At 37.0% G+C, this 26044-nt stretch carries 31 protein-coding genes; 10 read left to right on the top strand and 21 right to left on the bottom strand.

Translation table 11 applies throughout. From position 1 onward, the window contains the following. Positions 1-9: 9 nt before the first annotated feature. The 3 genes from C8P64_RS10180 to C8P64_RS10170 all read right to left on the bottom strand — a co-directional run bounded on the left by C8P64_RS10180 (position 10) and on the right by C8P64_RS10170 (position 2326). Positions 10-1203, bottom strand: a complete 1194-nt coding sequence (locus C8P64_RS10180; RefSeq protein WP_108171956.1) for a serine hydrolase domain-containing protein — start codon at positions 1201-1203, stop codon at positions 10-12. A gap of 162 nt (positions 1204-1365) precedes the next feature. Then, positions 1366-1749 (bottom strand): hypothetical protein, encoded by a 384-nt coding sequence (locus C8P64_RS10175; protein ID WP_146167213.1) that lies wholly within the window; start codon positions 1747-1749, stop codon positions 1366-1368. A gap of 16 nt (positions 1750-1765) precedes the next feature. Then, positions 1766-2326 (bottom strand): hypothetical protein, encoded by a 561-nt coding sequence (locus tag C8P64_RS10170; protein WP_108171954.1) that lies wholly within the window; start codon positions 2324-2326, stop codon positions 1766-1768. Between the two features lie 355 nt (positions 2327-2681). Here C8P64_RS10170 and C8P64_RS10165 point away from each other — a divergent pair, with 355 nt between their 5' ends. After that, positions 2682-3647, top strand: coding sequence for an IS110 family RNA-guided transposase (locus tag C8P64_RS10165; protein ID WP_211307612.1), 966 nt, complete (start codon positions 2682-2684; stop codon positions 3645-3647). Positions 3648-3665: 18 nt separating this feature from the next. On the opposite strand, the gene C8P64_RS10160 is transcribed toward C8P64_RS10165, so the two are convergent. From C8P64_RS10160 to C8P64_RS16480, 6 genes are all read right to left on the bottom strand, one after another. Further along, on the bottom strand, positions 3666-4244 hold the full coding sequence (locus tag C8P64_RS10160) for a hypothetical protein (RefSeq protein WP_108171953.1): 579 nt from the start codon (positions 4242-4244) through the stop codon (positions 3666-3668). A 143-nt stretch (positions 4245-4387) separates the two neighbouring features. Next, positions 4388-5092 (bottom strand): hypothetical protein, encoded by a 705-nt coding sequence (locus C8P64_RS10155; RefSeq protein WP_108171952.1) that lies wholly within the window; start codon positions 5090-5092, stop codon positions 4388-4390. A 178-nt stretch (positions 5093-5270) separates the two neighbouring features. Continuing rightward, complete coding sequence (locus C8P64_RS10150; protein ID WP_245889694.1) at positions 5271-5699, bottom strand: putative quinol monooxygenase; 429 nt, start codon at positions 5697-5699, stop codon at positions 5271-5273. Next, on the bottom strand, positions 5696-6607 hold the full coding sequence (locus C8P64_RS10145) for an MBL fold metallo-hydrolase (RefSeq protein WP_108171951.1): 912 nt from the start codon (positions 6605-6607) through the stop codon (positions 5696-5698). Before C8P64_RS10145 ends, C8P64_RS10150 begins: the two co-directional genes overlap by 4 nt. A 202-nt stretch (positions 6608-6809) precedes the next feature. Further along, complete coding sequence (locus tag C8P64_RS10140; RefSeq protein WP_108171950.1) at positions 6810-7289, bottom strand: hypothetical protein; 480 nt, start codon at positions 7287-7289, stop codon at positions 6810-6812. 14 nt (positions 7290-7303) lie between these two features. After that, positions 7304-7474: a hypothetical protein gene (locus tag C8P64_RS16480; RefSeq protein WP_156067619.1), complete on the bottom strand. Its 171-nt coding sequence runs from the start codon at positions 7472-7474 to the stop codon at positions 7304-7306. A gap of 579 nt (positions 7475-8053) precedes the next feature. On the opposite strand from C8P64_RS16480, the gene C8P64_RS10135 reads away from it, so the two are divergent. From C8P64_RS10135 to C8P64_RS10115, 5 genes are all read left to right on the top strand, one after another. Further along, a complete protein-coding gene (locus tag C8P64_RS10135) occupies positions 8054-9799 on the top strand; it encodes a GMC family oxidoreductase (RefSeq protein ID WP_108171949.1) in 1746 nt (581 codons plus the stop codon). An 11-nt stretch (positions 9800-9810) separates the two neighbouring features. Continuing rightward, complete coding sequence (locus tag C8P64_RS10130) at positions 9811-10512, top strand: gluconate 2-dehydrogenase subunit 3 family protein (protein ID WP_108171948.1); 702 nt, start codon at positions 9811-9813, stop codon at positions 10510-10512. Positions 10513-10666: 154 nt separating this feature from the next. Continuing rightward, positions 10667-11353, top strand: a complete 687-nt coding sequence (locus tag C8P64_RS10125; RefSeq protein ID WP_108171947.1) for an aspartate/glutamate racemase family protein — start codon at positions 10667-10669, stop codon at positions 11351-11353. A gap of 139 nt (positions 11354-11492) precedes the next feature. Beyond that, positions 11493-12905, top strand: coding sequence for an MBL fold metallo-hydrolase (locus C8P64_RS10120; protein WP_108171946.1), 1413 nt, complete (start codon positions 11493-11495; stop codon positions 12903-12905). An 18-nt stretch (positions 12906-12923) separates the two neighbouring features. Next, on the top strand, positions 12924-13130 hold the full coding sequence (locus C8P64_RS10115) for a YgaP family membrane protein (RefSeq protein ID WP_108171945.1): 207 nt from the start codon (positions 12924-12926) through the stop codon (positions 13128-13130). Positions 13131-13193: 63 nt separating this feature from the next. Here the strand turns inward: C8P64_RS10115 and C8P64_RS10110 are convergent, their stop codons facing one another. Continuing rightward, positions 13194-13634: an Hsp20/alpha crystallin family protein gene (locus C8P64_RS10110; RefSeq protein WP_108171944.1), complete on the bottom strand. Its 441-nt coding sequence runs from the start codon at positions 13632-13634 to the stop codon at positions 13194-13196. A gap of 173 nt (positions 13635-13807) precedes the next feature. Between C8P64_RS10110 and C8P64_RS10105 the strand changes: the two genes are divergently transcribed. Next, complete coding sequence (locus tag C8P64_RS10105; protein WP_108171943.1) at positions 13808-14194, top strand: DUF302 domain-containing protein; 387 nt, start codon at positions 13808-13810, stop codon at positions 14192-14194. A gap of 3 nt (positions 14195-14197) precedes the next feature. Here the strand turns inward: C8P64_RS10105 and C8P64_RS10100 are convergent, their stop codons facing one another. From C8P64_RS10100 to C8P64_RS10085, 4 genes are all read right to left on the bottom strand, one after another. Further along, on the bottom strand, positions 14198-14788 hold the full coding sequence (locus C8P64_RS10100; protein ID WP_108171942.1) for a hypothetical protein: 591 nt from the start codon (positions 14786-14788) through the stop codon (positions 14198-14200). Positions 14789-14856: 68 nt separating this feature from the next. Next, positions 14857-16230 carry an MBL fold metallo-hydrolase RNA specificity domain-containing protein gene (locus C8P64_RS10095; protein WP_108171941.1) on the bottom strand — a complete coding sequence of 458 codons (1374 nt, stop codon included), beginning with the start codon at positions 16228-16230 and terminating at the stop codon, positions 14857-14859. After that, positions 16220-17065, bottom strand: coding sequence for a restriction endonuclease (locus C8P64_RS10090; protein ID WP_108172231.1), 846 nt, complete (start codon positions 17063-17065; stop codon positions 16220-16222). The genes C8P64_RS10095 and C8P64_RS10090 overlap by 11 nt, the downstream gene beginning before the upstream one ends. 22 nt (positions 17066-17087) lie before the next feature. Further along, positions 17088-17477 (bottom strand): hypothetical protein, encoded by a 390-nt coding sequence (locus C8P64_RS10085; protein ID WP_108171940.1) that lies wholly within the window; start codon positions 17475-17477, stop codon positions 17088-17090. A 284-nt stretch (positions 17478-17761) separates the two neighbouring features. Between C8P64_RS10085 and C8P64_RS10080 the strand changes: the two genes are divergently transcribed. Next, positions 17762-18541, top strand: a complete 780-nt coding sequence (locus C8P64_RS10080) for a hypothetical protein (RefSeq protein ID WP_146167212.1) — start codon at positions 17762-17764, stop codon at positions 18539-18541. A 77-nt stretch (positions 18542-18618) separates the two neighbouring features. On the opposite strand, the gene C8P64_RS10075 is transcribed toward C8P64_RS10080, so the two are convergent. After that, a complete protein-coding gene (locus C8P64_RS10075) occupies positions 18619-19053 on the bottom strand; it encodes a hypothetical protein (RefSeq protein ID WP_108171938.1) in 435 nt (144 codons plus the stop codon). 264 nt (positions 19054-19317) lie between these two features. Here C8P64_RS10075 and C8P64_RS10070 point away from each other — a divergent pair, with 264 nt between their 5' ends. Beyond that, a complete protein-coding gene (locus tag C8P64_RS10070; RefSeq protein ID WP_108171937.1) occupies positions 19318-20157 on the top strand; it encodes a PAS domain-containing protein in 840 nt (279 codons plus the stop codon). A 3-nt stretch (positions 20158-20160) separates the two neighbouring features. On the opposite strand, the gene C8P64_RS10065 is transcribed toward C8P64_RS10070, so the two are convergent. The 3 genes from C8P64_RS10065 to C8P64_RS10055 form a co-directional block, all read right to left on the bottom strand. After that, positions 20161-20685 carry a GNAT family N-acetyltransferase gene (locus C8P64_RS10065; protein ID WP_108171936.1) on the bottom strand — a complete coding sequence of 175 codons (525 nt, stop codon included), beginning with the start codon at positions 20683-20685 and terminating at the stop codon, positions 20161-20163. Between the two features lie 24 nt (positions 20686-20709). Then, positions 20710-21234 carry a GNAT family N-acetyltransferase gene (locus C8P64_RS10060; RefSeq protein ID WP_108171935.1) on the bottom strand — a complete coding sequence of 175 codons (525 nt, stop codon included), beginning with the start codon at positions 21232-21234 and terminating at the stop codon, positions 20710-20712. A gap of 106 nt (positions 21235-21340) precedes the next feature. Continuing rightward, positions 21341-22327 carry a bestrophin family protein gene (locus C8P64_RS10055; RefSeq protein ID WP_108171934.1) on the bottom strand — a complete coding sequence of 329 codons (987 nt, stop codon included), beginning with the start codon at positions 22325-22327 and terminating at the stop codon, positions 21341-21343. Positions 22328-22508: 181 nt separating this feature from the next. Here C8P64_RS10055 and C8P64_RS10050 point away from each other — a divergent pair, with 181 nt between their 5' ends. After that, positions 22509-23837: an adenylate/guanylate cyclase domain-containing protein gene (locus tag C8P64_RS10050; RefSeq protein ID WP_108171933.1), complete on the top strand. Its 1329-nt coding sequence runs from the start codon at positions 22509-22511 to the stop codon at positions 23835-23837. Here C8P64_RS10050 and C8P64_RS10045 read toward each other — a convergent pair. From C8P64_RS10045 to C8P64_RS10035, 3 genes are all read right to left on the bottom strand, one after another. Then, a complete protein-coding gene (locus tag C8P64_RS10045) occupies positions 23834-24205 on the bottom strand; it encodes a glyoxalase superfamily protein (protein ID WP_108171932.1) in 372 nt (123 codons plus the stop codon). The two genes, C8P64_RS10050 and C8P64_RS10045, sit on opposite strands and share 4 nt — an antisense overlap. Positions 24206-24507: 302 nt before the next feature. Further along, positions 24508-25017, bottom strand: a complete 510-nt coding sequence (locus tag C8P64_RS10040) for a lactoylglutathione lyase family protein (RefSeq protein ID WP_108171931.1) — start codon at positions 25015-25017, stop codon at positions 24508-24510. A gap of 33 nt (positions 25018-25050) precedes the next feature. After that, positions 25051-26031, bottom strand: coding sequence for an NADP-dependent oxidoreductase (locus C8P64_RS10035; protein WP_108171930.1), 981 nt, complete (start codon positions 26029-26031; stop codon positions 25051-25053). Positions 26032-26044: the final 13 nt, after the last annotated feature.

Genomic DNA, 26044 nt, shown 5'->3' with positions numbered 1-26044 from the left:
ATTTTAATTTTAAAAATCATATTTGAAAAGAAGATTGAAAATATCAAAGAATGCTTTCTCTTGTTTTAGGGATCCAATCGAATTATTTGAAAAAAGTATTTGTCCAATTCCAGATTTTGGATTGAAATACATTAAAGTGGAGCTACCAAATTCATTCCCGGCATGACCAATCAAAGGAGCAAATGACAAATCCCAACAAATAGCATCTGGAAAATCATTAGATATAGATTGAGGCTTTGTCATTGTTAAAAAGGATTCTTTTGTTAATATTTTGCCTTGACCAATCGAACATTTAATCATTTCCTGGCAATATTTGGTCAAGTCCCCAACGCTACTATAAATTCCTCCATCTGGATAAGTTAAAATTCTATAATCTGGAATAGGATTTCCATTTTCGATGTAATATGTAACTCTTAAATCTTCGGCAACAAAATTATTATCCCAACTTGTGGCATCCATTCTAAGAGGTTGAAAAATATTCTTTTTGACAAATTCTTTATATGACTCTTTTACTGCATTTGAAATTGCTAAAGCTAGTAGAGAGGATCCTAAATTACTATATTCATAATCTGTACCTGAAGCCTTTTCAGAATAGGTGTCATCTTCGAACCAAATCCCTTTTTCAGATAAACAATTTTCCAAAAATTTCTCTAGAGGTATATCTTTATTTCTATTATATATTTTTAAATAATCATGCCATTGCTGGGGCCAATTTTTTTTCTTTAATTTTTTACTGAATAAATAAGTTTTATTATATGATTTAGGATCAGTAATACCTGAAGTATGATTAGCTAGGTGTCTTAATGTTATTTTCGTATCCGGGAAATTTGGATTTATTACTTTGAAATTCAAATATTCATTCACATCATCATCCAGTTTCATTTTGTTTTGCTCTATTGCAATCATGAGAGAAACACCAATAAAAGTTTTTGAAATAGATGCAATAAGTTGATTTGAACTAACCGTATATGGTATTTTTTTGGATTTATCAGCATATCCAAACCCACTTTGAAAAAAGATGCTGTCTTTACCAAATATCGAAACAGCGAAACCCGCTAATTCATTACGTTCATAAATTCTTTTTAAATCCCTCGATATTGAATCGAAGTTGTTAGAATTTGAATTGTGAATATTTTGACCATGGATAAAATAGCAAGAAAGTAGAAAAATTATTATTGTCGTTAATTTAATATTCATCTTCATACCTATTTCTTTGTAGCTTCCAGGTAACGGTCTCGTCTATCGCCAGTTGCGGGAGTTGGGACGCGGAGTTGTCGGCTTATTTGTTTTATTTCCTGGTTTCTAAAATTACACTTTTTCGGTGATACCCGTTATTGGCGATGAGCCGTTGTTGGCAGCTGGCATTTAGTTCAGACTCTTCTTGTATAGTTGAAATATAATAATTTGATAAATCAGATTTGGAATAAGGAATAGTGCTGATATGGCTCCGAAAAACTGAATAAATTCAATTAAAGTGTTTTCTAAATATTCAAAATCTAAAACCAAAAATGAAGTTACGATGGAAGTTATAAAAATTAAAAATCCTATTAATAAGCTAGGACGGAAAACTACTTTTTTGAAGTCCTTCTCATTATTATCACTTTTTAATTTTAAATAATTTGAATAAAATAATATAGAAAGAACAGGCATAAGTGCACCAAATAGAAACCCAAAGCTTGAATGTCCTTTGAAAGATTGAACAATCAATATTAGCCCAATTCCTAAATTGATTAGAATACCTAAAATCATTAATAGGTTTTTAGTTTTATTTTTTAGGTTGACTTTCAAAACGTGCTATTGAAGAATCTATTTCACTATTAATCAAACTCCAATTTTTATAATTTTCGAATGATAGTTCCTGATAAATTTGAATTGTATTTTTTAATTTTTCTTTAATCGAATTTAAATCTCCTTTAATTTGAGAATTTGCCAAATATAGGTCATTCTCGAAGTGATAGAGAAAAGTTCTTTCAGACTCTTTTATTTCTAGTTCAAGAGTTAAGTTATATATTTTATTTGCCACTTCTTCTAAAGATAATTCTTTGTTAGAAATTTTATCATTTAATGAACTAATTAATAACCTGAATGAATTTTCGGTTTCTTCGTTTTCAGTTCTTGTTTTCAAAACATAATCAATTTGTCTTCCATCCGGTTCTTTTCCTTTTACCAGGTCTAAAAGTAGGGGATCATAATTGTCGAAAAATTGAATAGTTTTTAAAGCCCAATCCCAGATTTCTTTTTTTGAGATAAATCCATAATTCATTGATAACCTAAGAGCTTCTAAAAAGTCAGATGGTATTTTTTCTATTTTGAAGATTTCTATCATCGGGAATTTTCAAATGCTTGCTGCCAACGGTCTCGGTTATCGCCAGTTGGCGGAGTAGGGGACGCGGATTTGTCGGCTTAGTATTGGTTTGTTGGTCAAGTTAATTATTTTCTTACTTATGCTGCCGCTTATTGGCGATGAACCGTCTTAAGTTTAATTTCTCTAAATTTTGAATGTATAACCAGAAAGAACAAAAGAGAGGAATAAGATTACATGAACCGTGGGAACTAGAGATTCCGTCAACAATGATAATACCCTCTCTTTTCTACTTTAATTTCGTTTAGTTCTGTGAGACCTGGATCTCGTTTTAAAGTCGATGAAAACCAAAGTAGCTGTTCTTTCCAATCATTCTTATATGGATAAAATTAAACATTTTTACGGAGTAGACATTAGTAAATCGTTCTTTGATGTAATTGATCAGAATAACAAGCATGATCAGTTCTCTAATGATGTAAAGGGCTTTAAAGGCTTACTGAAGTTTATTCAGAAAGACAGCCTGGTGGTCATGGAGGCCACCGGTTACTATCACTACCGTTTAGCCCAGTATTTGTATGAGAAAGGTATAACGGTGTCGGTTGTGAATCCACTTTCGGTCAAGCGTTTTATTCAGATGAAACTCTCCAAGATCAAGACTGATAAGAGTGATGCTAAAGCGATCTGTGAGTATGCCCAGGCAACACAAGTTCCATTGTATACAGCCAGGAATGCTATTCAGGCTGAATCTTTACAGCTACTGAGTCTTCAGGATCTATACCTGAAACAACGCACTGCTGTTAAGAATAAGATCCATGGGGAGCAAGCTCTCGGAACACCTTCAAAGACTGTAAGTCGATCACTAGTCCGAACGCTAAAGCAATTAGAGAAGGAATTAGATCAGATCGAATCCAAATTGGAATCCTTAGTCAGAAAGACCCAGAAAGAACAACTGGAGCAATTAACCAGCATTCCGGGAATGGGAAAGAAAACGGCGATGCTATTAATTGTACTTACAGACGGGTTTACCAGTTTTGAGAATGCCAGGCAGCTTTGCTGTTTTACAGGGATTACACCGACGATCAGACAATCCGGAACCAGTGTAAGAGGGCGTAGCCGAATCAGCAAAGTAGGGAACCGGAAACTGCGAAACCTACTATTCCTCTGTAGCTTTACCGCTTGTAAACATAACAAGGCCTGCAGAGAACTTTATGAACGCATTGTGGAACAAGGAAAGAGTAAGAAACTGGCATTGATTGCCGTGTGTAACAAGCTACTAAAACAGGCTTTTGCCATAGCCAAATCAGGAACATATTACCAGGAAAATCATATGTCGAAATTAGCTTAGAAGTACTTGGATTTTACCTTAGTTCTTTGTTGTGAGGCGTTTTTCTATACCTTGAAATATTAAATCAAGATCATCTTTCTTATTTACGATATTATTTTTTGCAATTCTGTACGGTAAATAAGTCAAAAACCCGACAAAAATTGTCAGCATGAGTGGAGGTAAAAGGAATGCTATTTCAATCTCAAAATCTATTGGTGGAATTAATAATTCAATTACCAGAAGAAACATTATAACTAAGTAAATAACAAAAATTAAAGCTCTTAGAATGAAAGGAAAGAATTCCATTCCCTGGATTATAGTTTTAATTTTCAGTTTATCGTTTTCTTCGTAAAACTCTGCTTTTACCGTTGCAAAATTGTTCTGCCATGAATTGTCAATTTTAAATCTCTCTCGGATTTTAAAACTGTTCGATTTTATATTTCCGATGTACATTTTGTTTTCAGATTTGAAAACGTCAAGCATTATTAAGAAGGGGGTGTAATATCCGTTTTCGGTGAAGTTTTTTAACTCTTTAATAAATGCTTCTTTTTCAACATTTAAATCGACTTCAAATGATCTAAGTAATTTATATTTTTTTAAAATTTTATTTACTACCATCTAATTGTAAAATGCCTCACAACGGTCTCGGTTATCGCCAGTTGGCGGAGTAGGGGACTTGGATTTGTCGGCTTAGTATTGGTTTGTTGGTCAAGTTAATTATTTTCTTACTAACGGTGCCGCTTATTGGCGATGAACCGTTGTTATGTGCTGGCGGTTTTTACTCGATTTACTTTAACGAAAAACCAAGGAACTGGTTCGAATCCATTGTCAGAATTATTCATATAATCTACCATTTCTTTCCAGTTTTTATTTTCCTGAATCAATCCATTCTTGTTAATCTTGATTTCAAATTTTGAAATTAAATCATCTTTTAAATCATGACAATGAAATGAGTGAAAATCTCCACCTGGTTCTATCCCAATAAGGTCAAATCCAAGTAGTTCTTCTAAGGTATTCTCTTTAATTTCTTTTTTTAGATTTTGATAAATTCCAATTTCGCCAGATTTTTGATTAGTTGGTGATAAAATATTTAAAGCTTGATTTTTTTCTGTTTCTGGAAAATTAATACTCAATATTTGTAAATCTTTTTCTTCACTAAAAAATGATTTTTTATAATCTAAAACTGTTTTTAGATCAGAAAAATTATTGATCCAACCAATTTTATTTTCCTCTAATTTTTTATCTGTCCAATTGTGAATTTTATTTATCAATTGTTCTGAAAGTTTAAATTCCTTTCTAATATTTTTATTGATATTTTTTCCATCTTCCGACCACGATATTGACCATGAATCTAAATAAGATTTATTTATGCAGTTACAGCATGTAAAGATTTTAGAACCTTTAATTGTTCCAAAATCAGCAGGTTTTATTTTTAATAAATAATATGATCCTAAGTAGTACTTCATAATGTTGAAATCCGCTTGCACATAACGGTTACGGTTATCGCAAGTTGCGGGAGTAGGGACGCGGACTTGTCGGCTTAGTTGTTTTCTTTCTTGGTCTCTAAAATTACACTTTTTCCTGTAATACCCGTTATTTGCGATGAACCGATGTTAGCGGCTGGCTGAAGTAATAAACTTGATTTTACTGGTTATTAATTTTATTAAAAATTTTTGGCATTGTTTGAGAGTCAATCGCCTCCATATCTATAAGTTTTAAAGATTCTACCATTTTCAATGTAGTTGTTTTATATTCCTTGAAATGGGGTGTTTCTAAATGTGATTTATAAGCTTGATTATTGGCATAAATTTCTAAAATTCTTATCTCGGTAGAATCTCCTTTTTGAATCATTGGAAATATCGATATTACACCAGGCTCTATTCTTACAGATGCTTCTGCTTCTTTTTTTAGTATAGCCTTATACTCCTCGATATATTGCGGATATATTTTTATTTCAGAGATTCTTATAAGCATGTTTGGGCTAACTTCATTTTTTGTGTTATTTCTAACTCCACAAGAGTTAGTTAGGAATATTAATGATAGAATGATAAAACTTACTTTTATAAATTTCATTTATGATCGATTTGATTAAGAATAAATGGTTCTCCCGGCGCCAAAACTACAATCCTCTCCGGATTGTCAACTAGGTCGTATAAATCTTTTGGATTAGCATTAAAGGGAGGAAAATCTGGCGCATCAACTGATCCCCAATGATGCAACAATAATTTAGACTGTGGATAAGCATTAGCTAATTTCACTGCGCCTTCTAAAGTAAAATGCCATTCACTATCTGAAAAATCAAATAATATTGCATCGGGAGTAGGCATATTTAAATGCTCTGGCATTAACCTGGAATCACCAGTGGCCCAAATTGTACCATCCGGAGTTTCTATCCAAAACCCACAAGAATCTTCATCCTTGAAAACCCTGTCACTTGCATCGGGATAAGCATTTTGCCAAGAATGGTCAACTGGAGTTACTTTAATTTTAAAATTACCAATTTCAAAAGTTTCTCCTATTTCGTGGCCAACAGATGGTAGTCCGTCCCTATTACTCATTAAAGAATCAACATAAATTGTTGAATGAAATTTCTCGGTAACATTTTTCAATTCTAGATTTGTTGGAACACTATAGTGATCGTTATCGCTATGAGTAATAAGAACGCCATCTAATTTAGGAACACTGTCAGATTTAATTGGAAAATCTATTAGGATTGGCATATCAAACCCACCGAGTAATGGATCTATCATAATTGTTGAACCGTGGCTATTTATTAAAAAACCAGCCATACCTAACCATCTTAAGGTCGTATTGTTTGATTTGTCAAAAGCTTCAGAGCCGAACGGTTGAGTTGCGGGTGCTTTTGCCTGCCACTTTTCTACCGATTCTTTTTCTACACTTTTTTCAGGTTCTTTTTTATCTGATTTACATGAAAATATAGATAAGGTAATCGCTAAAGTTAAAAATGATCTTTTTATCATAAGATTTTTAATATCTTTTAAATTTAATCATTATTTAGTCAAGTTGTTTAAGTGAAAACTTTGTAAAAAGCTTGCCGCTAACGGTCTCGGCTATCGCCAGTTGCGGGAATTGGGACGCGGAGTTGTCGGCTTATTTGTTTTATTTCCTGGTTTCTAAAATTACACCTTTTCGATGATACCCGTTATTGGCGATGAGCCGTTGTTATGTGGCGTTAAGCAGCAGCCAATTTTCTTCTTTAATTTCTCCTTTGTGAATTAAGGTTGCTGTTAATTTAAGTTTTTTGTTAGTGTCAATATTTATTGCTATTCCAAAACATTCACCGTTTAGCTTTGTGTATTCTTTTAGCCAATCGATATCATATTTTGAAGGTTGAGAATTATTATGTTTCCATTCCATAATTACTTTAGGAACGTTGAATTCTGTCCAGGCATTTGAATTTGGTTCTTTCCAAATTATCAAATCTTTGCAGACGAATTCCTTTCTATTTTCACCTTTAATTTGTTCTACTCTTACTTCCAATCCTATTTGTGCTGGATCATAAAATTCAGATTCTTTATTTGTGTTTTTTACTAGTTTCGAAAAAGCAAATCTACTGACCAACTCTCTTTCTTTAGCAGGCCACTTTTCAATTTGAATTTCTTCAAAAAATTCAATTAATAATCTTTTAATAAGATCGATCAAATTTATTTAGTTCTTTAATTTATCTCTTCTTTAATTAAATAAATTCCGATCAACAAAGCTCCAATTCCAGCACCCAATAATTTTATTGTTGATCCTCTTTTATTTTCTCTTACCAATTTAATATAAATTATGATTAGGATGATTCCGGCTATTATGCAAAGGGAACCAATTAAAATATTAACCATAGTTGAAAATTATCTGAAGGACGAATCGGTTATTTTCTATTAGTTCTACGTATTCTTTTAATGCCACATAACATGTTATATCCACAGCAATATACATTTTTATTCGAGTATGTTCCGGGATAAGCGCAGGTTTGACTTTTCTTTATCCGAAGGATTAATTTCGCAGTTTTATATAAATTTATAATTTCGTATCTTAAAATTGAATTTCAAAATAAGTGAAAGTTACCTATTCGGTTACCTAATTTTAGATACATCGAAAAAACATAGTGATGATGGGCTTTTCCAAAGACTAGTATAGTTCTGTCATCCCGACTTTTTGATTATTATACAGAACCTCTGAGATTTTATATTTTCAGAGGTTTTTTATTTTCATCAAATCATTTTTTTTTAAAAAGAATCAAAACTTTTACTCTTTTTTTATAATAGAATTTAAATAAAATGTTAATTTGGGTGGTTGTTGATTGATGTTATTTAAAATTTTAAGGCTAGGTGAGGGATTAGAATAAGATCAATCGGTATTTTTCCTTCTTAAAAGGAAATTCGTTTTTAAGACAAATATTGATTCATAAAACATTTTCTATGTCCTTTCAGATTATTGAACAAGCCAAAAAATATGATGTTTGCATTGTTGGTTCTGGCGCAGGTGGTGGAATGGCTGCCAAGATACTTTCAGAAAAAGGTTACAAGATCGCGTTGCTGGAAGCAGGTCCAGATTTTGATCCTGCCAACCCCGAGCAGCGTACGCAATTAAGATGGCCCTGGGAATCTCCCAGACGTGGTGCATCCACTTTTCAGAGATCTTTTGGAGATTTTGATATGGCCTATGGGGGCTGGCAACTTGAAGGAGAACCCTACACCAAGGAAAGAGGAACCGAGTTCGATTGGTTCAGATCCAGAATGGTAGGAGGACGTACCAACCATTGGGGGCGAATATCCTTAAGATTTGGGCCGCTGGATTTTAAGCGTAAGGATTTTGACGGAAAGGGTGACAACTGGCCTATCGGGTATGAAGACGTAAAACCTTATTACGATAAAGTAGATAAACTGGTGGGTGTTTTTGGAACCAAGGAGAATATCCCGAATGAACCAGACGGTTTCTTTCTTCCTCCTCCAAAACCTCGTTTACACGAATTATATATTAAAAAAGGAGCAGATAAGGCAGGTATCCCAATGATACCTTCGCGTTTATCCATATTAACCAAAAGAGTCAATAAGAAAAGACAGGCCTGTTTCTATTGCAGCCAGTGTTCGAGATCCTGTACCGTGTATGGGGATTTCTCATCATCTTCTGTCCTGGTGAATCCGGCCAAGGACACCGGCAATGTAGACCTGTATGTAAACGCAATGGTGAGAGAAGTTACTACAGATGAAAATGGTAAGGCAACCGGCGTACATTATATTGATAAACTAAATTTAAAGGATTACAAGGTTAAAGCAAAAGTCGTGATCCTAGCAGCGAGTGCCTGTAGTTCTGCCCGTATCTTATTGAATTCTAAATCCAGCGCTCATCCAAACGGACTGGCGAATTCCAGTGATGTTGTGGGTAGATATTTACATGATTCCACCGGAGCTTCAAGAATGGGATTCCTGCCGGAGTTAATGGACCGGAAACGCTATAATGAAGATGGTGTTGGCGGAATGCACCTTTATACCCCATGGTGGTTGAATGATAATAAGAACCTTGGTTTTACCCGCGGATATCATATTGAATACTGGGGAGGAATGGGAATGCCGTCTTATGGCTTTGGATTTAATATGGAAGCCCTTAATAGCCTGGTTCCCGGCGCTAATGGTGAGACCAAAAAAGCCGGAGGTTATGGCCTGAGTTTTATGGAAGATGTGAAGCGTTATTATGGTTCAACCCTAGGGATGTCTGGAAGGGGAGAGAGTATTCCACAAAAGGATAACCGCTGTACCATCGACGATAAAACAGTTGATAAATACGGAATCCCGGTTCTTAAATTCGATTATAAATGGACCGATGAAGAAATTAAACAGGCAGCCCATATGCAGGATACTTTTGAAGAGATCATCGATTCTATGGGTGGTATAGCCCTGGGAGAGAAACCTGGAAAAGAATCTAATTATGGTCTCACCAATCCAGGGCAGATCATACATGAAGTAGGTACAACCAGAATGGGTGATGATCCTAATACTTCAGTACTGAATAAATACAATCAGGCTCACGATGTTCCTAATCTTTTTGTGATGGATGGAGGAGCTTTTGTTTCCCAGGCCGATAAGAACCCAACCTGGACCATTCTAGCCCTGGCCTGGAGAGCGTCAGATTATCTGGCAGATGAATTGAAAAAAGGAAATGTTTAAAAGTAATAATCATGGATAGAAGAGAATCGCTTAGAACATTATTGATTGGTGGAGCAGGTACCGGGCTGCTTTTAAGCTGCAGGTTAGATGAAGATCCCGATGTTAGCCAATTAACAGATATAAAGGAGCCTGAATACGATTATGGCAGAACTCCTGAAGAACAGGCTATTATTGAGGAATTACAGGAACAGGAATTTTACACCGAAGAGGAGATGAAAACCATTGCGGTGATCTCAGACATTATAATGCCGGGTGATGATACCCACAAACCGGCTTCAGAAGTTGGAGTGCCCGAATTCATTGAATTTATAACCAAGGATATTCCTGCTCATAAGATACCAATGCGTGGAGGTTTGCGCTGGCTGAAGAATGAAAGTTATAAACGTTTTGATAAAGATTTCCTGGAGATCACAGACGTCCAGAAAATTGAAATTTTTGAAGATATAGCCTATCCAGATCATGTAAAACCTGAATTTACCCAGGGTGCACAATTCTTCAGCAGGATCAGGAACCTGGTGACCACAGGTTATTTTACAAGTAAAGAAGGTATAGATTACCTGGGCTATGTTGGTAACAGGCCCAATGTATGGGACGGGGTTCCGCAGGAAGTACTGGATAAACATGGCCTGGCTTATGATGAAAAAATGCTGAAAGAAGCTGTGAAGCCAGAAGAAAGGAACGATATTATGGACTGGTCAAATTATGAAGTTTAAAGACCTGATCTTTTAAAATGGTAAAGCGATGTGAAAGCATCGCTTTTTTTAATTTCTATGGTTGAGTAATTTGCCTTGTAATGATGATAATGGTCATTACAAAATAGGTTCTAGGGAGTTAATTTTAAGTTCATTGTATTTTAAAATTGAAATTATGAAAAAACTGGGTCTAATTGGCGGTACCTCCTGGCATTCTACTTTAGTCTATTACCGCGGGATCAACGAACTGGTGGCTGAAAAGATCGGAGGCTGGGAGAATCCTCCCATGATCATTTATAGTTTGAATATAAAGCTAATGCGTGAGCAAAATATTCCTGAAATAAATGCTGCTTACCTGGATATAGCTAAAAAACTGAAAAGTGTTGGCGCCGAAGCCATCGTGATCTGTGCCAATACGCCACATATGGTCTACGAGCATGTTCAGCCACAAATAGATATTCCTATTCTTCACATTGCCGATGCGGTAGGACAGGAGGCTTATAAAAGGAATGTGAAAAAGCTTGGATTGCTAGGAAACCGGCCAACCATGACCGGTAGTTTTATGCAGGACCGGCTAAAAAGTAAGTTTCAGATCGAAACCATTATTCCGGAAGATAAATATATAGACGAATGCCATCATTATATCTCCAAGGAACTCACCCAGGGGAAATTCAGCGATGAGTCCAGGTATTTCTTCAGCAGGCAAATGGAATATTTAAGGGAAAAGGGTGCAGAAGGGATCATTCTTGGATGCACCGAATTACCTTTGATCTTTAAACAAAAAGACTACGGATTTCCTCTGTTTTCAACCACAGATCTGCACTTGCAGAATGCCGTGGATTTTATCCTGCAAGAGGATTGAAAACAGGCTCGTAAATACCGGTTTTAATGATATTGATCAGATTTTCCTTCAGGCCTACGCAGTAAATTTATGATGTAAATAAAACCGGTTCGAAGAGAGATGTTCTTTCATTTCTCTTCGGCCCTAAACGAGTATAATTATGAAAGTAGAACAGATATATACCGGATGTTTGGCCCACGCCGCGTATTACATAGAGAATAATAATGAAGCTGCGATATTTGATCCTTTAAGAGAGGTTCAGCCATATCTGGACAGGGCTAAAAAAGATGACGCCAGGATCAAATATGTATTCGAGACGCATTTTCATGCCGATTTTGTAAGTGGTCATCTTGACCTCAAAAAGAAAGCAGGTGCCGAAATAGTTTTTGGACCTCTGGCCAAACCAGATTATGAGGCAACTATTGCTAAAGATGGGCAAATCTTTGAGGTAGGGGATTACAAGGTGAAAGTGATACATACCCCAGGCCATACTATGGAAAGCACCACCTACCTTTTAATAGACGAAAATGGTAAAGAACATGGCCTTATCACCGGGGATACACTTTTTATTGGGGATGTGGGAAGACCAGATCTTGCACAGCATGTAGTTGCAGATCTTACCGAACGCAAACTGGCGGGACATTTATATGATTCACTTAGAAATAAGATCATGCCTTTGAGCGATGATCTTATTATTTATCCCAACCATGGTGCGGGTTCTGCCTGTGGTAAGAAAATGAGCAATGAGACCACAGATACCCTGGGACATCAAAAAAAGGTGAATTATGCCCTTCAGGAAATGTCTAAGGAAGAATTCATTGATGCCTTGCTGGAGGGACTAGCCAAACCACCGGGGTATTTTCCGCAGAACGTATTATTGAATATCAAGGGGTATGACAGTTTTGATAAGGTAATGCGCCGGGCAAAAAAGGGTCTGACTCCATCTACGTTCATTGCTGAAGCAGAAGCTTCTCGAGCATTGATCCTTGATACCAGAAATGCCGAAGATTTTGCAAGGGCCTTTATTCCAAATAGTATAAATATTGGCCTGGACGGAAGTTTTGCTCCATGGGTTGGAGAGATGATCCCCAGCGTGGATAATCCAATTCTCCTGGTGACCTATGGCGGGAAAGAGGAGGAATCTATCACCAGACTTTCCAGGGTTGGCTACGACAATGTAATTGGATATCTCGAAGGAGGTTTTGACGCCTGGTTAAAAGCTAAACAGGAATTTGATCATGTTGAAAGGATCTCTGCCAGTGAATTCGAGAAAATGTATCTGAATGAAACGCTTAAGGTCATAGATGTTCGTAAAAGAAGCGAGTATAGTTCTGAACATATCAGGGGAGCAATCAATATACCGCTGAACGAGATCAACCAGCACCTGGAAGAGATACCTAAAGATGAGTTCTTTGTACTGCATTGTGCAGGAGGTTATAGAAGTATGATCGCCGCATCTATATTAAAACAAAGAGGATGGGAGTCGTTTGCAGATCTAAGAGGTGGCTTTAAAGATATTCTGGCAACCAAGGTTCCCAGGTCTGAATATACCTTACCTAAATCATTATTGTAGTAATTTAAATTAAGTATTATGAAAAAAAATATGGGACATACAGACCAGGTGATAAGGATATTAATAGCATTAGGAGTTTTAATTCTTTATTCACAGGAAATGATCGAAGGCACCCTGGCATATATTCTACTTGCCCTGGCAGCGATATTTGTGATCACTGGTTTTGTAAGGTTTTGTCCGCTTTACAGATTATTTGGTATTCGTACCTGTAGATTGAATTCCTAATAGCATTCATAAGAAAAGCTGAACTTTAGGTTCAGCTTTTCTCTTCTTGGTTAGGCCGTCTTTTTAGGAAATCTCGATCTCTTTTCTTCGTGATTTCTTATTTTCGGCATCTTTCATTAAGGTTAGTTTTAATACCCCGTTTTTGTATTTAGCCTTCACATCTTTGGAAGGATCTACACTTTTTGGTAATTGAAGAGTTTTTTGGAAACTAGAGTAACTAAATTCTCTTCGAGTATAGTCGTCTTCATCCTCTACATTTTCCAAACTTTTATCTGCTGAAACATAGAGAACATCATCTTCGATACTTACTTCAAAATCTTCTTTTGAATATCCGGGAACTGCAAATTCGATCTCAAAATCGTCTTCATGTTCTTTTACATTCATAGCAGGAAGATCTCTTTTTGTAAAGAAGTCATCATAGAAAAAATCATCTAATCCAAATGATTTAGCAAGTCCACCATTAATTAAAGGGAATCTTTGCTTTTTTGATTTAACCAGTGACATAACTTTAATTTTTAGATTATTACTCCTTTATTTTGACCCTTGAATTTACTTAATTAAAAAGGGAAAAAACATGACGAAGATCAGTATTCAAAAAATTATATATCAATAAATTAGAGAGGTTTATGATACCGGACTTACCGGTGTTTTAGGACCAATAATTTAAATCAAAGATCATGGACTATTATTATAACAGGAAGATAAAAGGAGATTTTGATGACATCATGGACAGGACGAAAAAAGAACTTGAAAAAGAAGGCTTTGGAGTGCTGACCGAGATCAACGTGAATGAAACTTTCAAGAAGAAACTGGATGTCGACTTCAGGAGATATCATATTCTGGGAGCCTGCAATGCTCCTTATGCCTATAAGGCAATTGGAAGCGAGGATAAGATAGGAACCATGTTACCCTGCAATGTCATCCTTCAGCAAATTAATGAGAATGAGGTAGAAGTAGCAGCGGTAAATCCACTGGCCTCTATGCAAGCTGTGGAAAATAGCAAGCTAAATGATGTTGCTCAGGACATTGCCGGCAAATTGCAAAAAGTGGTGCAGAACATTTAAAACCTATTCCTTTGCTACAGGGCTAATCATGATATGGGCACGATGGGTTCCAGGATCCATTAACCAGGGCATTCCGGGAGCTTCCGGCTTATCTGGAAGTCCGGTGGATTCTGTGGTGGCATAAGGTATATATACAACATACCTGAACTTTCCATCTTTCAAATCTCCGGTCGTTTTATCATAATTTTCATCGGAACCGGAAAAAACATAAAGAGTGCTGGGACTATCTGGCATTTTAAGTTTCCCGGAGTCGGCTTCCTCTTTACGAATTCTTCTTTTTTCCATTTCAGATTTTCCCTGGCTCGAAAGTTCACGTCCCCTGGACATGAACGGCTCCAGCTTTTCGGAATAACAGGCAACCTGAATGCCTTCGAACTCAGGATCGTCGGCAATGCAAATAAGGTTATTAGAACCTTTTCTTAGAACTACCAGTTCACCCTGCTGGTTATAACCATAAACCTTTGCTCCGCTTTGTTTAGATTCGGGAGCGGCGAGAACGGCGGTTTTTATCTGGATTTCGGCCGGTAAGATCTCATTTTGGGCCTGGGCGAAAGAGGAAATGATCAGCAATATAAATAATGAAATAACTCGCATAGGATTGATTTTCTAGTTGGTATAATTCTAAAGATAAGAAATATCGACAGCTTTATGAATTTGAAGATCTACAGATCTATTTCTATTTCTTCATTGAGTTTAGGGATCTTTACATTCCAGTTAAATTCTGAAACTAGTTTGACCCTAAAGGCATCGGTAACCGGTTTTTCACCATGGATAAGAAAAACTTCTTCAGGCACGTTTTTTATATTCCTGCACCAATCCAGTAATTCACCCTGATCTGCATGGGCAGAAAGGCTTTCCAGTTTGGTCACCTTGGCTTTTACCGGGTAATATTTCCCTCGGATCTTGACCTCATGAACTCCTTCTTCTATTTGCCTGCCCCGGGTCCCTTCAGCCTGGTATCCGGTAAGTAATAATCGGGTAGTAGGATTATCTATAAATTGCTTTAGATAGGTAAGTATTCTGCCTCCGGTGATCATACCGCTACCTGCAATAACGATCCTGGGTTCTTTTTTATCGATTATTTCCCAGGTTCTTTTAAACGAAGAGACCAGTTCGAACCTGTTCTTCATCGCTTCAAATTCATGCGGCGGTATCTTGTGATAATCTGGGAAACTGCTAAAAACATGGGTGGCATTAATCCCCATGGGACTGTCTATGAAAACAGGGATTTCAGGAGCCTTGTTATGCTTGAAAAGCTTGTAGAGAAGATATACGAGGATCTGCAATCTTTCTACGGCAAAAGAAGCGATAAGCAAAATGCCCTGTTCATTGATTACCTCTTTAATTAATTCGGCAAGGATATTTTCAACATCCTCCTCGGGATGTAATTTATTCCCGTAGGTACTTTCCAGGAATAGGTAATCTGCCCACTTTGGTTTCTCTGGAGCCTCCAGTAACACATCTTCATTTCTACCCAGGTCGCCTGAAAACATGAAAACCTTCTCCTTGATCTGTAGCTCAATAGAACAGGCTCCAAGGATATGTCCCGCCTTTATAAAACGGAATTTAATATCTGGGGATAATTCTGTCCAGACTTCAGGTTCAACGCTTTCGAAAAGCGCAAGGGTATTTTCTACGTCATCTAAGGTATATAAAGGCAATGCTGGAGAATGTTTGGAATATTTCTCTTCGTTGGCATTTTCAGCTTCTTCCTCCTGGATCTTTGCGGTATCTTCCAGAATGATCTCGGCGATCGCCAGGCTGGGAGGGGTGGATAATATAGAACCCTGAAATCCCTGTTTTACCAGTTTTGGCAGGTAGCCTGTGTGGTCCAGGTGACCATGGGTGAGAATGACATGATCTATTGAGGGAACATCCACCGGCAGATCTTCCCAATTGAGTAATCTCAGTTCCTTTAATCCCTGAAACATTCCGCAATCTATCAACAATCTTGTGTTTAGATATTCTAAATAGAATTTTGATCCGGTCACAGTCTCTGCTGCACCAAGGAATTTTATTTTGACTTTATTTTTCATCACATTTTCCGGTATTACAAAGCATTTTAAATTCTGAAATTATCCTGTTCTTTCTGGTTTCTGAAATTCCCTGGTGATCCAGTAAAAATGGTTTTTCAAGCACATGTCTCCCCAGGACGACCCCTCTCTTCAATAGAAAATCTTTTTCTTCAGCAGATAAAAGGGTAGAAGTGGTGATGGGATATGCTCCAGATCTATCGATCAACTCTTTTAAACTCTCCCCTTTGGGCAGATCCCAACTCAATAACTTTATTCCTACGCAGTTGCCATAGGTTATGGCATCTGAAGTAAACCTTGTATTGGTCACCAACCAGCCCTGTCCCGGTTCTTTATGATGCTCATTTAAATATATATCCTCAAATCTTGAGTGGATGTAAAGAGGGATCTTCACATCACAATTCCGGCCTTCTTCATTATGAAATTTACATTCTATAAGATGTCTTTTCGAGTCCTTATAGGCTATGATATCTACCTCATGAGAAACACATTTTCCCTGAAGGATTTCATTGAGGCTGTTTTCATAACCCTGTATACTAAGAATTTCAGCAACATATTTTTCGAAAGGAAAGCCCGATGGCCCGAGCTCATATATAGCTTTTTTTAATCCATAGCGTGAAGCGTAGGCTCCTTTATAATCCTTAAGCAAAGCGAACGCCCGGTTATATACCTCTTTGGTAGATATCCCATGATAAAGTTCATCCCTTATTTCGTCTATGATATGAGATACCATTGCTTTGGTAGCCCCGCTTTTAAGTAGGGATCTTCGCAGTTTGGAAAAGGAGAATTTCACTCTTTTACCAGAGGATTTAATGATATCTGGACTATTTTTTTTCATTCTTTTTCTGAATAAAATCAATTCAGGCTGGTTTCCCGAAAAGTCTTTTTACCTGGGCTTTATTAAGCTCAAGGATGGTGAATATTCCTAGAATGATCCCTAATATCCCGGTGAGACAATTAATGATCGCGATAACGAAAATAAAATCATAGTTACGTTGCTCACCCAGGTATTTCGCAGCTAATAAGGTCAGGATACCCATTGCGAGGAAAAAGAGAAATAAGGCAATCCCTATGAACATCACTATGGCTCCACCTAATTGAGAATTTTCCTGGGGCGTATTATTTTCGTTGAAAATATAAACTCCGAGAAAAATATAGAATAAAGGGATGAGGCTAAAGGCAAGGATCAGAATGCCTTTGATGATATAAAGGATCTTGAAAATCCTAAGATTGTGTTCTTCAGGTTGCATGTTATACCTATTTGATATTTTACTGGTTCACCTTACAGATGTTGCCTATAACTTTATCCTTACCATAAAAGCTGAAAAGTAGGACAAAACATAATCAGGAAAATAATGACTTTATAATGGTTGATTATAGAGGCGGAACGTCATTTTCCAAATTTCATAAAACAACGGCTTATAGTAAAATTACTAAAGATTTCTCATGTTTTGGGTATTTTAAAAATCTGATAACCAAATATTTGTGGTTATTTTAATATCTTTATAAGGATGTATATAAAAACCATGAAATTATGAGACGCGCACTTTGTTTGATTTTGATATTAATGCTTTTTAATTCTAGTTACGCTCAAAAGGAGACCTTTCTCACCTTTGAGTTCATGAAAGTAGATAACGACCAGGAACCATTTTATAATGAGACAGAAGCTTTTTGGGAGAAGATCCATGAACAGCGTGTAGCCAGTGGCGATATCGTTGGTTGGGACCTATGGCAATTATTGCCTGGAGGAGAAGACCAGGGATATCAATATTTAACGGTTACTGTATTTGATGATCCCGTAAAAATGATGCGGGCAGGAGAGGGAGTTATGGAAAGCGCAAGGATGGCCTATCCCGATCTAAGTGACGAGGAACTGGAGAACAGGGTAAACCTTGCCGGTGGCTCCAGAGATCTATCTGTTAGATTATATCTAAAAGTTATAGACCAGGCAAATCCAGATTATGAAATGAAACAGGGTATGGTGGCATCGATAGACTTAATGAAGGCCAAAGAAGGCCGTTATGAGGACTATGAAAGTGCAGAGAGTAAAACTTTTAAGCCATACCATAAAACCTATATAGACGCAGGAGCAAAAGGAGACTGGCAACTATTAAGAGTTCTTATGCCACAGGGCACCGAAGTATACGCTACTCATATTACCGCGAATATGTTCGATAGCTGGGAACAGTACCTGAACTCTATGGAATTTGACGGCGGGATGACGCCAGATCTTCAAACCAGAATGGATGACGGGATCACTACCAGGGATCTGAGATGGGTGTATATGGCGACTCTTTTAAGAATAGTGAGGTAAATAATTGATTAAATAAAATAAGAACGGCCTGTGTAAACTAATCACAGGCCGTTCTTATTTTTTTGTTTATAGATGAACTATGCGATCCTTTTTTGCTTTTGATGTCTTATCGCATCTTTCACAACCCTGAAAATATCTTTCTTAATGATTTGGTACTTACTATCAAACTCATGCATTTTGATCATTAGTTTGCGATGTTCGTGTTTATAATCCCAGTCATTTTGATTCGGTTCATGTTTCACAAACAGGATCTTTACTCCGTTCTTATGATTACTTACATCTTTAAGTAATTTAGAAACCTCTTTTTTTAGTTCTGAGAGCTCTTCCAGATAAGTTTCAGCTTTATCCACTAAATGGGATTCCACGATGGGAAAGATATTATTATTCAAAAGGTTCTTTAAAAATTCGATCTCCTTCAGAATAAAACTGAGTCTGGAATGCCAGATCACAGAATATTTATGGATAATATCTGGTGACTCCCAGCCATAGGCATTAGATGCTTTCGTATTCATGATTATTGATTTATGGTTAAGGCTATTATTTTGTAAAGTTTGCAGTAAAAACAAACGATTTGAAGATCTGACAAAATTGTCAGCACAGGGAGCTGGAGAAGTAAATAAGGTCCTTTGAACCAGGCAATAAGTTATAAAATTCGGTCGGAAAAAATCATGATACTTGTCAGATTATATTAGAAAAATTTAAAATTTAATTCAATTGTTGTTTTTCGTAATTTTAAACATCTCCGCCACAACTTTCCTGCTTCTAATTCTTTAATTATGATAGATTCTCCGTGGCTTGTAAATATTCTTTCCGGCTTGATCGTCTCGCTTATCCTGTTCACTTTTGGTTATTTAATTGGGAAAAGAAGAGAAAAGAACAGGCTTAAGGGAAAGAATATCGAGGAATATGATTTTTATCCATTCGACCTTGATGAAGAAAAAAGACTTTATTTCGACCTAAAAGATTTCAGATTAGGCATTTATTATTTCCTGAAGAACAGGGACTATTCTGCGGCTCGGCAACTTATACTTCTGGGAGAGCAGAATGAAGTAAGACATAAACTGAATAGCAATGATCTAAAGCAATATCAAAAGCTTTATAAGAAATACGAGGGCGATTCTATCTTTAGTGATAATTCAGAATTTCTTGAGAATTATAAAAGGATCGTCCGCCTTATTGGTGATTCTTTTCCCGATCTGGGTATAGAAATTCTATTGCATGACCTTTCAAATCCCGCTAAATCATTATGTGCCATAGAGAATAATATTACCGGTAGAAAGATTGAATCTGGTGCGACCAATTTGGTCCTGGATCTCAAAACCCGTAAAATGCAATCTTTAGATAAGCTGAACTATGAGCTTAATATTGGGGCGCGTAAGTTTAAATGCACTACTATCCCTATCTTCAGAAAAGACCTTGGTCTGGTTGCAGCCATATGCATTAATGTAGACGTGAATTATTTACAGGAAAAGGTGATGGCAGATCTAAAATACGTTGAAGAATTTTTCAGGATCTTCTGTAAAACCGAAATGCAACTAAATGAAAATATCCTGAGTAAGGATGAATACAGGCTGGCCTTGGAAGGTAAAAGACACTGGCAGGATCGTACTATTTAAATCCTAAACTTTTAAACGGAAGCCGAAAACAGGGAGTTCTTTTTGTATAAAATCAAGATCTTCAGATCTTTTAAATCCAAGAGTTTTATACATTTTCCAGGCTATTTTCATGAATTCGGTGGAATGTATGATAAGTTCCTTATTTCCGTCCCGGATAGTCTTTAGTATACAGTGCTGCACAATTTTTTTTCCTACACCAAGACCGCGAAATTTTGGATCTACCGCAAGCAATCTAAATCCTGAGGCATTTTTTTCCTTAGTTGCCGAACCCCCAGAACCGTAATAGCTCATATCGCTAAAATATACAACGGCTCCCAGGACTTCATCATTATCTAAAACTGCTACCAGTAATTCGGTACAGGGCTTCCTGGTGACCTGTCCAATATTTAAAAGCATTTCATAATATTCGGGTTGTTCTTCTTTGGAAGGAAAACCTTCTAAACTGGAATATACCTTTACCAGTAATTCTCCAATCTCCGGGAATTCCTCGGAATTAGCCTGTCGAATATTTATTCTGTTTTCATTCATACTCATGAACAAAATGCAGCTGCATTAAAATCTTATTAGCTCAAATATTCTGTTATCGGGGTTATCTGCATCTGTTTTTTCTTTATTCAATTTAAAACCATTTTTACGAAGTAAACCTAAAGAAGCGGAGTTCCCGTAACTTGTATAGGCCTCGATATTATCCAGCTTCAGAATGTCAAAACCGTAATTTATAACCGCCTGCATGGCTTCATCCATTATTCCCTTACCCCAGAATGGAGCATCAAGATCATAACCAATTTCTGCTGTTTTCCTGTCTGCTGAAATGTTCCAGAGACATATGGATCCAATCATTTTTGGATCTTCTTTTAAGCATATGAACCAGTTCACCAGTTCGTCTTTTGCCATATTAGCAAGGGCATTTTCAATAAATTCTTTAGCCTTTTCTTCAGTTTCCGCACTAGACCGCTTAACAAATCTATTAATATAGCTATCTGTTCTAAGATGCGAGACCACCGGCCAATCGGCAATTTGTGGTTCTCTTAGAATTAATCTTTGGGTTTGTAGTAAAGGAAATGGTTTGAATATCAAGGTTTTTATTTTAGATATTTTGCAACTTCACATGATTCCCCTTAATCCAGAGAAGATCAGAATTGCGATGAATAATACAAGGAAGCTTTTCATTTCTCCGTATAAACTACATTAGAAAACCATTTTCAGAATCTACTGGTTTAGGGATTTTCTCATCATTGATCATTTCCCTTAGATCGATCTCAATTCCCCTGGCAATCGAGGTGATAGGAACATCGTTATAGGTTCCTTCAAATGGATTTTCAGAATAATCTCCAATCTTCTCCATCAGGAAAAATACCCAGATGATAAGTGCCGATAAAATAGGACAGATCCAGAAGGTCCAGTCATTAGCCTGTTGAAAGATATCTACCAAACCAAAAGGGACGAATGTGCAAAAAACAAAGGTTAGCCATAAGGCGGTCGAAGCATATTGCCGCGGAAAAGGAAAGTTTTTGATCCTTTCAGACTTTCCCTGGTCTTCATAAAAATTAACCATTAACTGATGTAGCTCCATATGTCTGAAATCATCATAATAACCAAGGTCTTTTAATTCCTGTAATCTCACAGCCTGCATTTTCATGATCTGGGTAGCGAAATTATACTTTCCGTCAAGTTGAGATAATTCTTCCTGTGTAATAAAATTAAGTAGTTCCTGGTTCAGTTTTGTGTGGTAATCTTCACAAATAGTAGGGGAGTATACTTCTTTCAACCTGTTTTCTAGATGTTCCCAGGGCCTGCTCAACCTGAGCTGATGTCTCAAAGAAGTGATCCAGGCCAAGTGCCTGTAGATAAGTTCCTTTTTAATTCTTTCATGATCTTCGCCTTGGATAAAGGAAATGGAAGCTGCAGCAAAACTCCGGCTGTTATTAACAATACTTCCCCATATCTTCCTGGCTTCCCAGGTTCGGTCATAAGAACTATTGTTTTTGAACCCCAGGTAGAAGGCTACGGCAATACCAATAATACTGATGGGTTGCCAGGGAACAGAAAACTGACGATCTATCAAAACATACCCCACACAAACAATGACTGAATATAGCAAGCCTATTAATAATGGCTTTTTAGACCAGTTCAGGGTCATCCAGAAACCATAATTCCTTTTTACGTACATGATATCGATATAATGCCGTTAAGCGATCCTTAATGATTTAAATGTACTTAAATTTTATAAAGACTAATGAATGTTTTTTCAATAGAAAGGATTTTAAAAAACAATGTTAGTTAGTGTAAATTAATTGAGGGTCAGTTATTTATAAAAATTTCGTAAATTTCTATATGTAATTCCTTCACGAATGCCAGCGATTAGAAAACCGGTAATTACCTACACAGGTATAGATCAAAAGGTGACTTATGATGATCCCGATTCTACTATCCTGGATTGTTCTATAAGTAACCAAATTCCGCATTTACATGAATGTGGCGGCAATGGCAGATGTTCTACCTGCAGGATCCGGGTGATCCAGGGTTCTTCTAATCTAACTCCACGTACTCTAAAGGAGCAACAGATGGCAGAATTCAGGCGCTGGGATCCCTCCATAAGGCTTGCCTGCCAGTGTTATGTTAAAGGTGATGTAGATATACAAAGGCTGGTCTGGACAAGTTCAGAAGTTAATAAACTTCAGCTGGAGACCGTTCCAGATGGAGAGGCAGAGGAACGTGCTATCGCAATCCTGTTTTGTGATATCAGGAATTTTACTAAAATGGCCTTTGAGAATAATACTTTCGATATAGCTCACGTCCTCAACCGGTTCTATACGATCATTGGAGATCCCATTTTATTGAACAACGGTGTGATTTATCAATACATAGGTGATGAGATCGTGGGATTATTCGGAATTTCTGGAGGCACCCGGGAGAAGAACTGCCGTGATGCTGCCAGGGCTGCCCTGGGGATGTATTATGCCATTGAGCATTTGAATCATATGGAACTTGTAGATTTTGACCTTAAGATCAAGACAGGGATCGGGATCAACTTTGGCCGGGCTTATATTGGTCACCTGGGGCATCCCAAGCATAAGCAGCTTGCGATCGTAGGCGATCCCATCAATACTGCGAGTAGAATTCAGTCGTTTAATAAAGAAGTTAATTCCAGGATACTTATTTCTCATTCTGTATATAAAAGCGTCCCTGAAGATACTTTTGAAATAGGCCAGGATTATATCACCCGCTTTGCCGGGCACGAACATGAAAGTCAGTTATATGAGCTCAAAGGGTTCAAAAAAATGGACATACAGCTGGAGCTTCAAAAATCACTGGATTACATCTTTTCTAACAAAGAAAGGTTTGCCGCAAAATTCTATGAACGGGTATTCGAAAAAGCGCCCCAGGCCAGGGATCTTTTTAAAAAGAATATGCGGGACCAGGGCAGGTTGCTTACCCATATGCTGGGAGGCATCGTTTATTCCATGAGCAGGCCAGAGCATTTGGAAACCGGACTTGCTTTTCTTGGTAAAAGCCATGCAAAATATGGGGTTACCGAAGAACATTACCCGGTAGTGCTTAGCTCCATGATAGAAACCATTCGCGAAGAGCTTGGAGAACATTGTACTCCAGATCTAATTTCAGCCTGGGAACAGGTATTGGTCTATGTAACCGATGAAATGAAGAAATACACCACTTAATCACCTTTTCCGAAGGTTATTATAAAACCATCCGGATCTTCTATATCAAAGTCTTTCATCTTATAATCCCGATCTTCAATATCGTTAACAATTTTTATCTGTTCGTCTTTGCATTGTTTGTAGACATCATCGATATTATTCACGAAAATATACAGAGCACGATGGTATCTTGAAGGTTTCCCTCCATCAGATCGTTTGGTAAGATGAATTCCCACACCACCTTTTCTTACGACGGCATAATACATAGGTTCACCCCATTCAAATGTTTTTTCGAATCCCAATTTTTTGGTATAGAAATCTATGGATTTAGGCAAATCACTTACCGGTAAAATAGCTGCCGAATGAGAGAAGTTATTGGAATCTGACATATTACAAAAGTTATTTCCTGAAATACTTCAAAATTGATTTGAGGTATAACAGAGGAGGTTAATTTTCAGTTTTTCAATAAATAGTTCCTTTTAAAGCACCTGCGATATTCCAGAATTATTGGTTCTTCGATCAAATGGCAAAAGGTAAAAAAGGAATTTTACGTACAGATAGGAAATTACCTGCAACAATTTTTTATTATAGTAAATATATGTAAAAAACTGATAATCAGCTAAAAAGGTTTGTTTTGAATATGCCCGGCTACTTATAAAAAGGAGGATACAGTTATTTTTAAATATCCCATCTATTCATCATAAGCCCCGGCCGAATAAGTAAGCTCATAGCTATGGGTATAGATCTCGAATACGATCCCAAAAGGATCTTCCACATAACACATTCTATAAGGCTTTTCATTAGGATAGTATTCTCTAATAGGCATTCGTTGTTTACCGCCAGAAGCGACGATCTTTTCAATGAGGCCTTCAATATCCGGGTCCTGAACACAGAAATGGAATAAACCAGTATTAAAAGGATTGAATTCCGGAGCTTCTTTTTTTCCATGCGGAAACGAGAAAAGTTCAATACCAATGGCGTCTGAAGTAGACATATGAGCGATCTCAAACTCTTCCCAGTCTTCGCCAAAGACATCTATACACATTTGGCCAATGGCGGTGTCCTTTTCTTTTTTAACGGTAGTAGGTTGCATGATAATATACCAACCCATTACTTCTTTATAGAACTTCACTGCCTTTTTAATGTCTGGAACAGTAATCCCTATATGGGAAAACGATTTAGGATATCTTGGACTATTCATAGTTTATTCTTTTTGAATTTGAATATTAATGCACTAAATCTTTACGATCACTTTTCCTCTTGCTTTGCCTTTAGCCAGGTATTCGTAGGCATCTACGGCATCTTCGAATGAGTATATAAGATCTACTATGGGTTCAATATCTCCATTTTCAACCATTTCCTTGATCTCGTTCAATTGCCTGGCATTAGGCTGCATCCAGGTTAGTTTATAAACTGCCGATTTCTCTTTGATGAGTTTCGCGAGTTTCTCTGGCAATTCATAATCTTTCATGCCCATCTGTTTTGCCGTTTCTTCATCTGGAGGGCCTACAATGGTACTTACTCTTCCACCTTTCTTGATTATTTTGAAGGCATCAAAGGTGTGATCATCTCCCAAAGTATCGAAGACGATATCCAGGTTATTAGCAACTTCTTTATAATCTTCTTTGGTATAGTCTATAACCCGGTCTGCGCCCAAAGCTTTAACCCAGTCCACATTTTTGGTACTGGTAGTAGTGTAAACTATGGCTCCCTTCTTTTTGGCAAACTGAATGGCAAAGCTGCCCACGCCTCCAGATCCAGCATGGATCAAGACTCTATCATCTTTTTTAATGCCAACGCTTTCCAGTGCCTGCATAGCCGTTAGTCCGGTTAGGGGCAGGCCAGATGCTTTTTCAAAAGAAATATTCGATGGTTTTTTGGCGACAAGTTCACTGTTTATGGCTACTAATTCTGCCACCGTTCCCATTTGTTCCTGTGGAACTCTCGAGTATACCTCGTCTCCAACTTCAAAATTACTTACGTCTTTTCCCTTTTCGATGATCACCCCGCTTACATCAAATCCAATAGTGCAGGGAAGATCAAGAGGGACCATATCTTTTAAATGTCCCTGTACCAGTTTATAATCTATAGGGTTCAAACCAGCCGCTTTTACCTTAACAAGAATGTCTTTAGAACTTATGGTTGGTTTCTTTACTTCTTTTATGGCCAGACCTTTTTTTATCTCTCCGTATTTGGTTATTTGTAATGCTTTCATGTCTATATCTTTA

Source organism: Christiangramia gaetbulicola (assembly GCF_003054225.1).
Lineage (GTDB): Bacteria > Bacteroidota > Bacteroidia > Flavobacteriales > Flavobacteriaceae > Christiangramia > Christiangramia gaetbulicola.
This window is presented reverse-complemented; position numbering and strand designations above follow the sequence as displayed.

Excerpts from the sequence above, each read along its gene's own strand:
- C8P64_RS10180 (WP_108171956.1), bottom strand. The coding sequence starts at position 1,203 with ATGAAGATGAATATTAAATTAACGACAATAATAATTTTTCTACTTTCT.
- C8P64_RS10175 (WP_146167213.1), bottom strand. The coding sequence starts at position 1,749 with ATGATTTTAGGTATTCTAATCAATTTAGGAATTGGGCTAATATTGATT.
- C8P64_RS10170 (WP_108171954.1), bottom strand. The coding sequence starts at position 2,326 with ATGATAGAAATCTTCAAAATAGAAAAAATACCATCTGACTTTTTAGAA.
- C8P64_RS10165 (WP_211307612.1), top strand. The coding sequence starts at position 2,682 with ATGGATAAAATTAAACATTTTTACGGAGTAGACATTAGTAAATCGTTC.
- C8P64_RS10160 (WP_108171953.1), bottom strand. The coding sequence starts at position 4,244 with ATGGTAGTAAATAAAATTTTAAAAAAATATAAATTACTTAGATCATTT.
- C8P64_RS10155 (WP_108171952.1), bottom strand. The coding sequence starts at position 5,092 with ATGAAGTACTACTTAGGATCATATTATTTATTAAAAATAAAACCTGCT.
- C8P64_RS10150 (WP_245889694.1), bottom strand. The coding sequence starts at position 5,699 with ATGAAATTTATAAAAGTAAGTTTTATCATTCTATCATTAATATTCCTA.
- C8P64_RS10145 (WP_108171951.1), bottom strand. The coding sequence starts at position 6,607 with ATGATAAAAAGATCATTTTTAACTTTAGCGATTACCTTATCTATATTT.
- C8P64_RS16480 (WP_156067619.1), bottom strand. The coding sequence starts at position 7,474 with ATGGTTAATATTTTAATTGGTTCCCTTTGCATAATAGCCGGAATCATC.
- C8P64_RS10135 (WP_108171949.1), top strand. The coding sequence starts at position 8,054 with ATGTCCTTTCAGATTATTGAACAAGCCAAAAAATATGATGTTTGCATT.
- C8P64_RS10130 (WP_108171948.1), top strand. The coding sequence starts at position 9,811 with ATGGATAGAAGAGAATCGCTTAGAACATTATTGATTGGTGGAGCAGGT.
- C8P64_RS10125 (WP_108171947.1), top strand. The coding sequence starts at position 10,667 with ATGAAAAAACTGGGTCTAATTGGCGGTACCTCCTGGCATTCTACTTTA.
- C8P64_RS10120 (WP_108171946.1), top strand. The coding sequence starts at position 11,493 with ATGAAAGTAGAACAGATATATACCGGATGTTTGGCCCACGCCGCGTAT.
- C8P64_RS10115 (WP_108171945.1), top strand. The coding sequence starts at position 12,924 with ATGAAAAAAAATATGGGACATACAGACCAGGTGATAAGGATATTAATA.
- C8P64_RS10110 (WP_108171944.1), bottom strand. The coding sequence starts at position 13,634 with ATGTCACTGGTTAAATCAAAAAAGCAAAGATTCCCTTTAATTAATGGT.
- C8P64_RS10105 (WP_108171943.1), top strand. The coding sequence starts at position 13,808 with ATGGACTATTATTATAACAGGAAGATAAAAGGAGATTTTGATGACATC.
- C8P64_RS10100 (WP_108171942.1), bottom strand. The coding sequence starts at position 14,788 with ATGCGAGTTATTTCATTATTTATATTGCTGATCATTTCCTCTTTCGCC.
- C8P64_RS10095 (WP_108171941.1), bottom strand. The coding sequence starts at position 16,230 with ATGAAAAATAAAGTCAAAATAAAATTCCTTGGTGCAGCAGAGACTGTG.
- C8P64_RS10090 (WP_108172231.1), bottom strand. The coding sequence starts at position 17,065 with ATGAAAAAAAATAGTCCAGATATCATTAAATCCTCTGGTAAAAGAGTG.
- C8P64_RS10085 (WP_108171940.1), bottom strand. The coding sequence starts at position 17,477 with ATGCAACCTGAAGAACACAATCTTAGGATTTTCAAGATCCTTTATATC.
- C8P64_RS10080 (WP_146167212.1), top strand. The coding sequence starts at position 17,762 with ATGAGACGCGCACTTTGTTTGATTTTGATATTAATGCTTTTTAATTCT.
- C8P64_RS10075 (WP_108171938.1), bottom strand. The coding sequence starts at position 19,053 with ATGAATACGAAAGCATCTAATGCCTATGGCTGGGAGTCACCAGATATT.
- C8P64_RS10070 (WP_108171937.1), top strand. The coding sequence starts at position 19,318 with ATGATAGATTCTCCGTGGCTTGTAAATATTCTTTCCGGCTTGATCGTC.
- C8P64_RS10065 (WP_108171936.1), bottom strand. The coding sequence starts at position 20,685 with ATGAATGAAAACAGAATAAATATTCGACAGGCTAATTCCGAGGAATTC.
- C8P64_RS10055 (WP_108171934.1), bottom strand. The coding sequence starts at position 22,327 with ATGTACGTAAAAAGGAATTATGGTTTCTGGATGACCCTGAACTGGTCT.
- C8P64_RS10050 (WP_108171933.1), top strand. The coding sequence starts at position 22,509 with ATGCCAGCGATTAGAAAACCGGTAATTACCTACACAGGTATAGATCAA.
- C8P64_RS10045 (WP_108171932.1), bottom strand. The coding sequence starts at position 24,205 with ATGTCAGATTCCAATAACTTCTCTCATTCGGCAGCTATTTTACCGGTA.
- C8P64_RS10040 (WP_108171931.1), bottom strand. The coding sequence starts at position 25,017 with ATGAATAGTCCAAGATATCCTAAATCGTTTTCCCATATAGGGATTACT.
- C8P64_RS10035 (WP_108171930.1), bottom strand. The coding sequence starts at position 26,031 with ATGAAAGCATTACAAATAACCAAATACGGAGAGATAAAAAAAGGTCTG.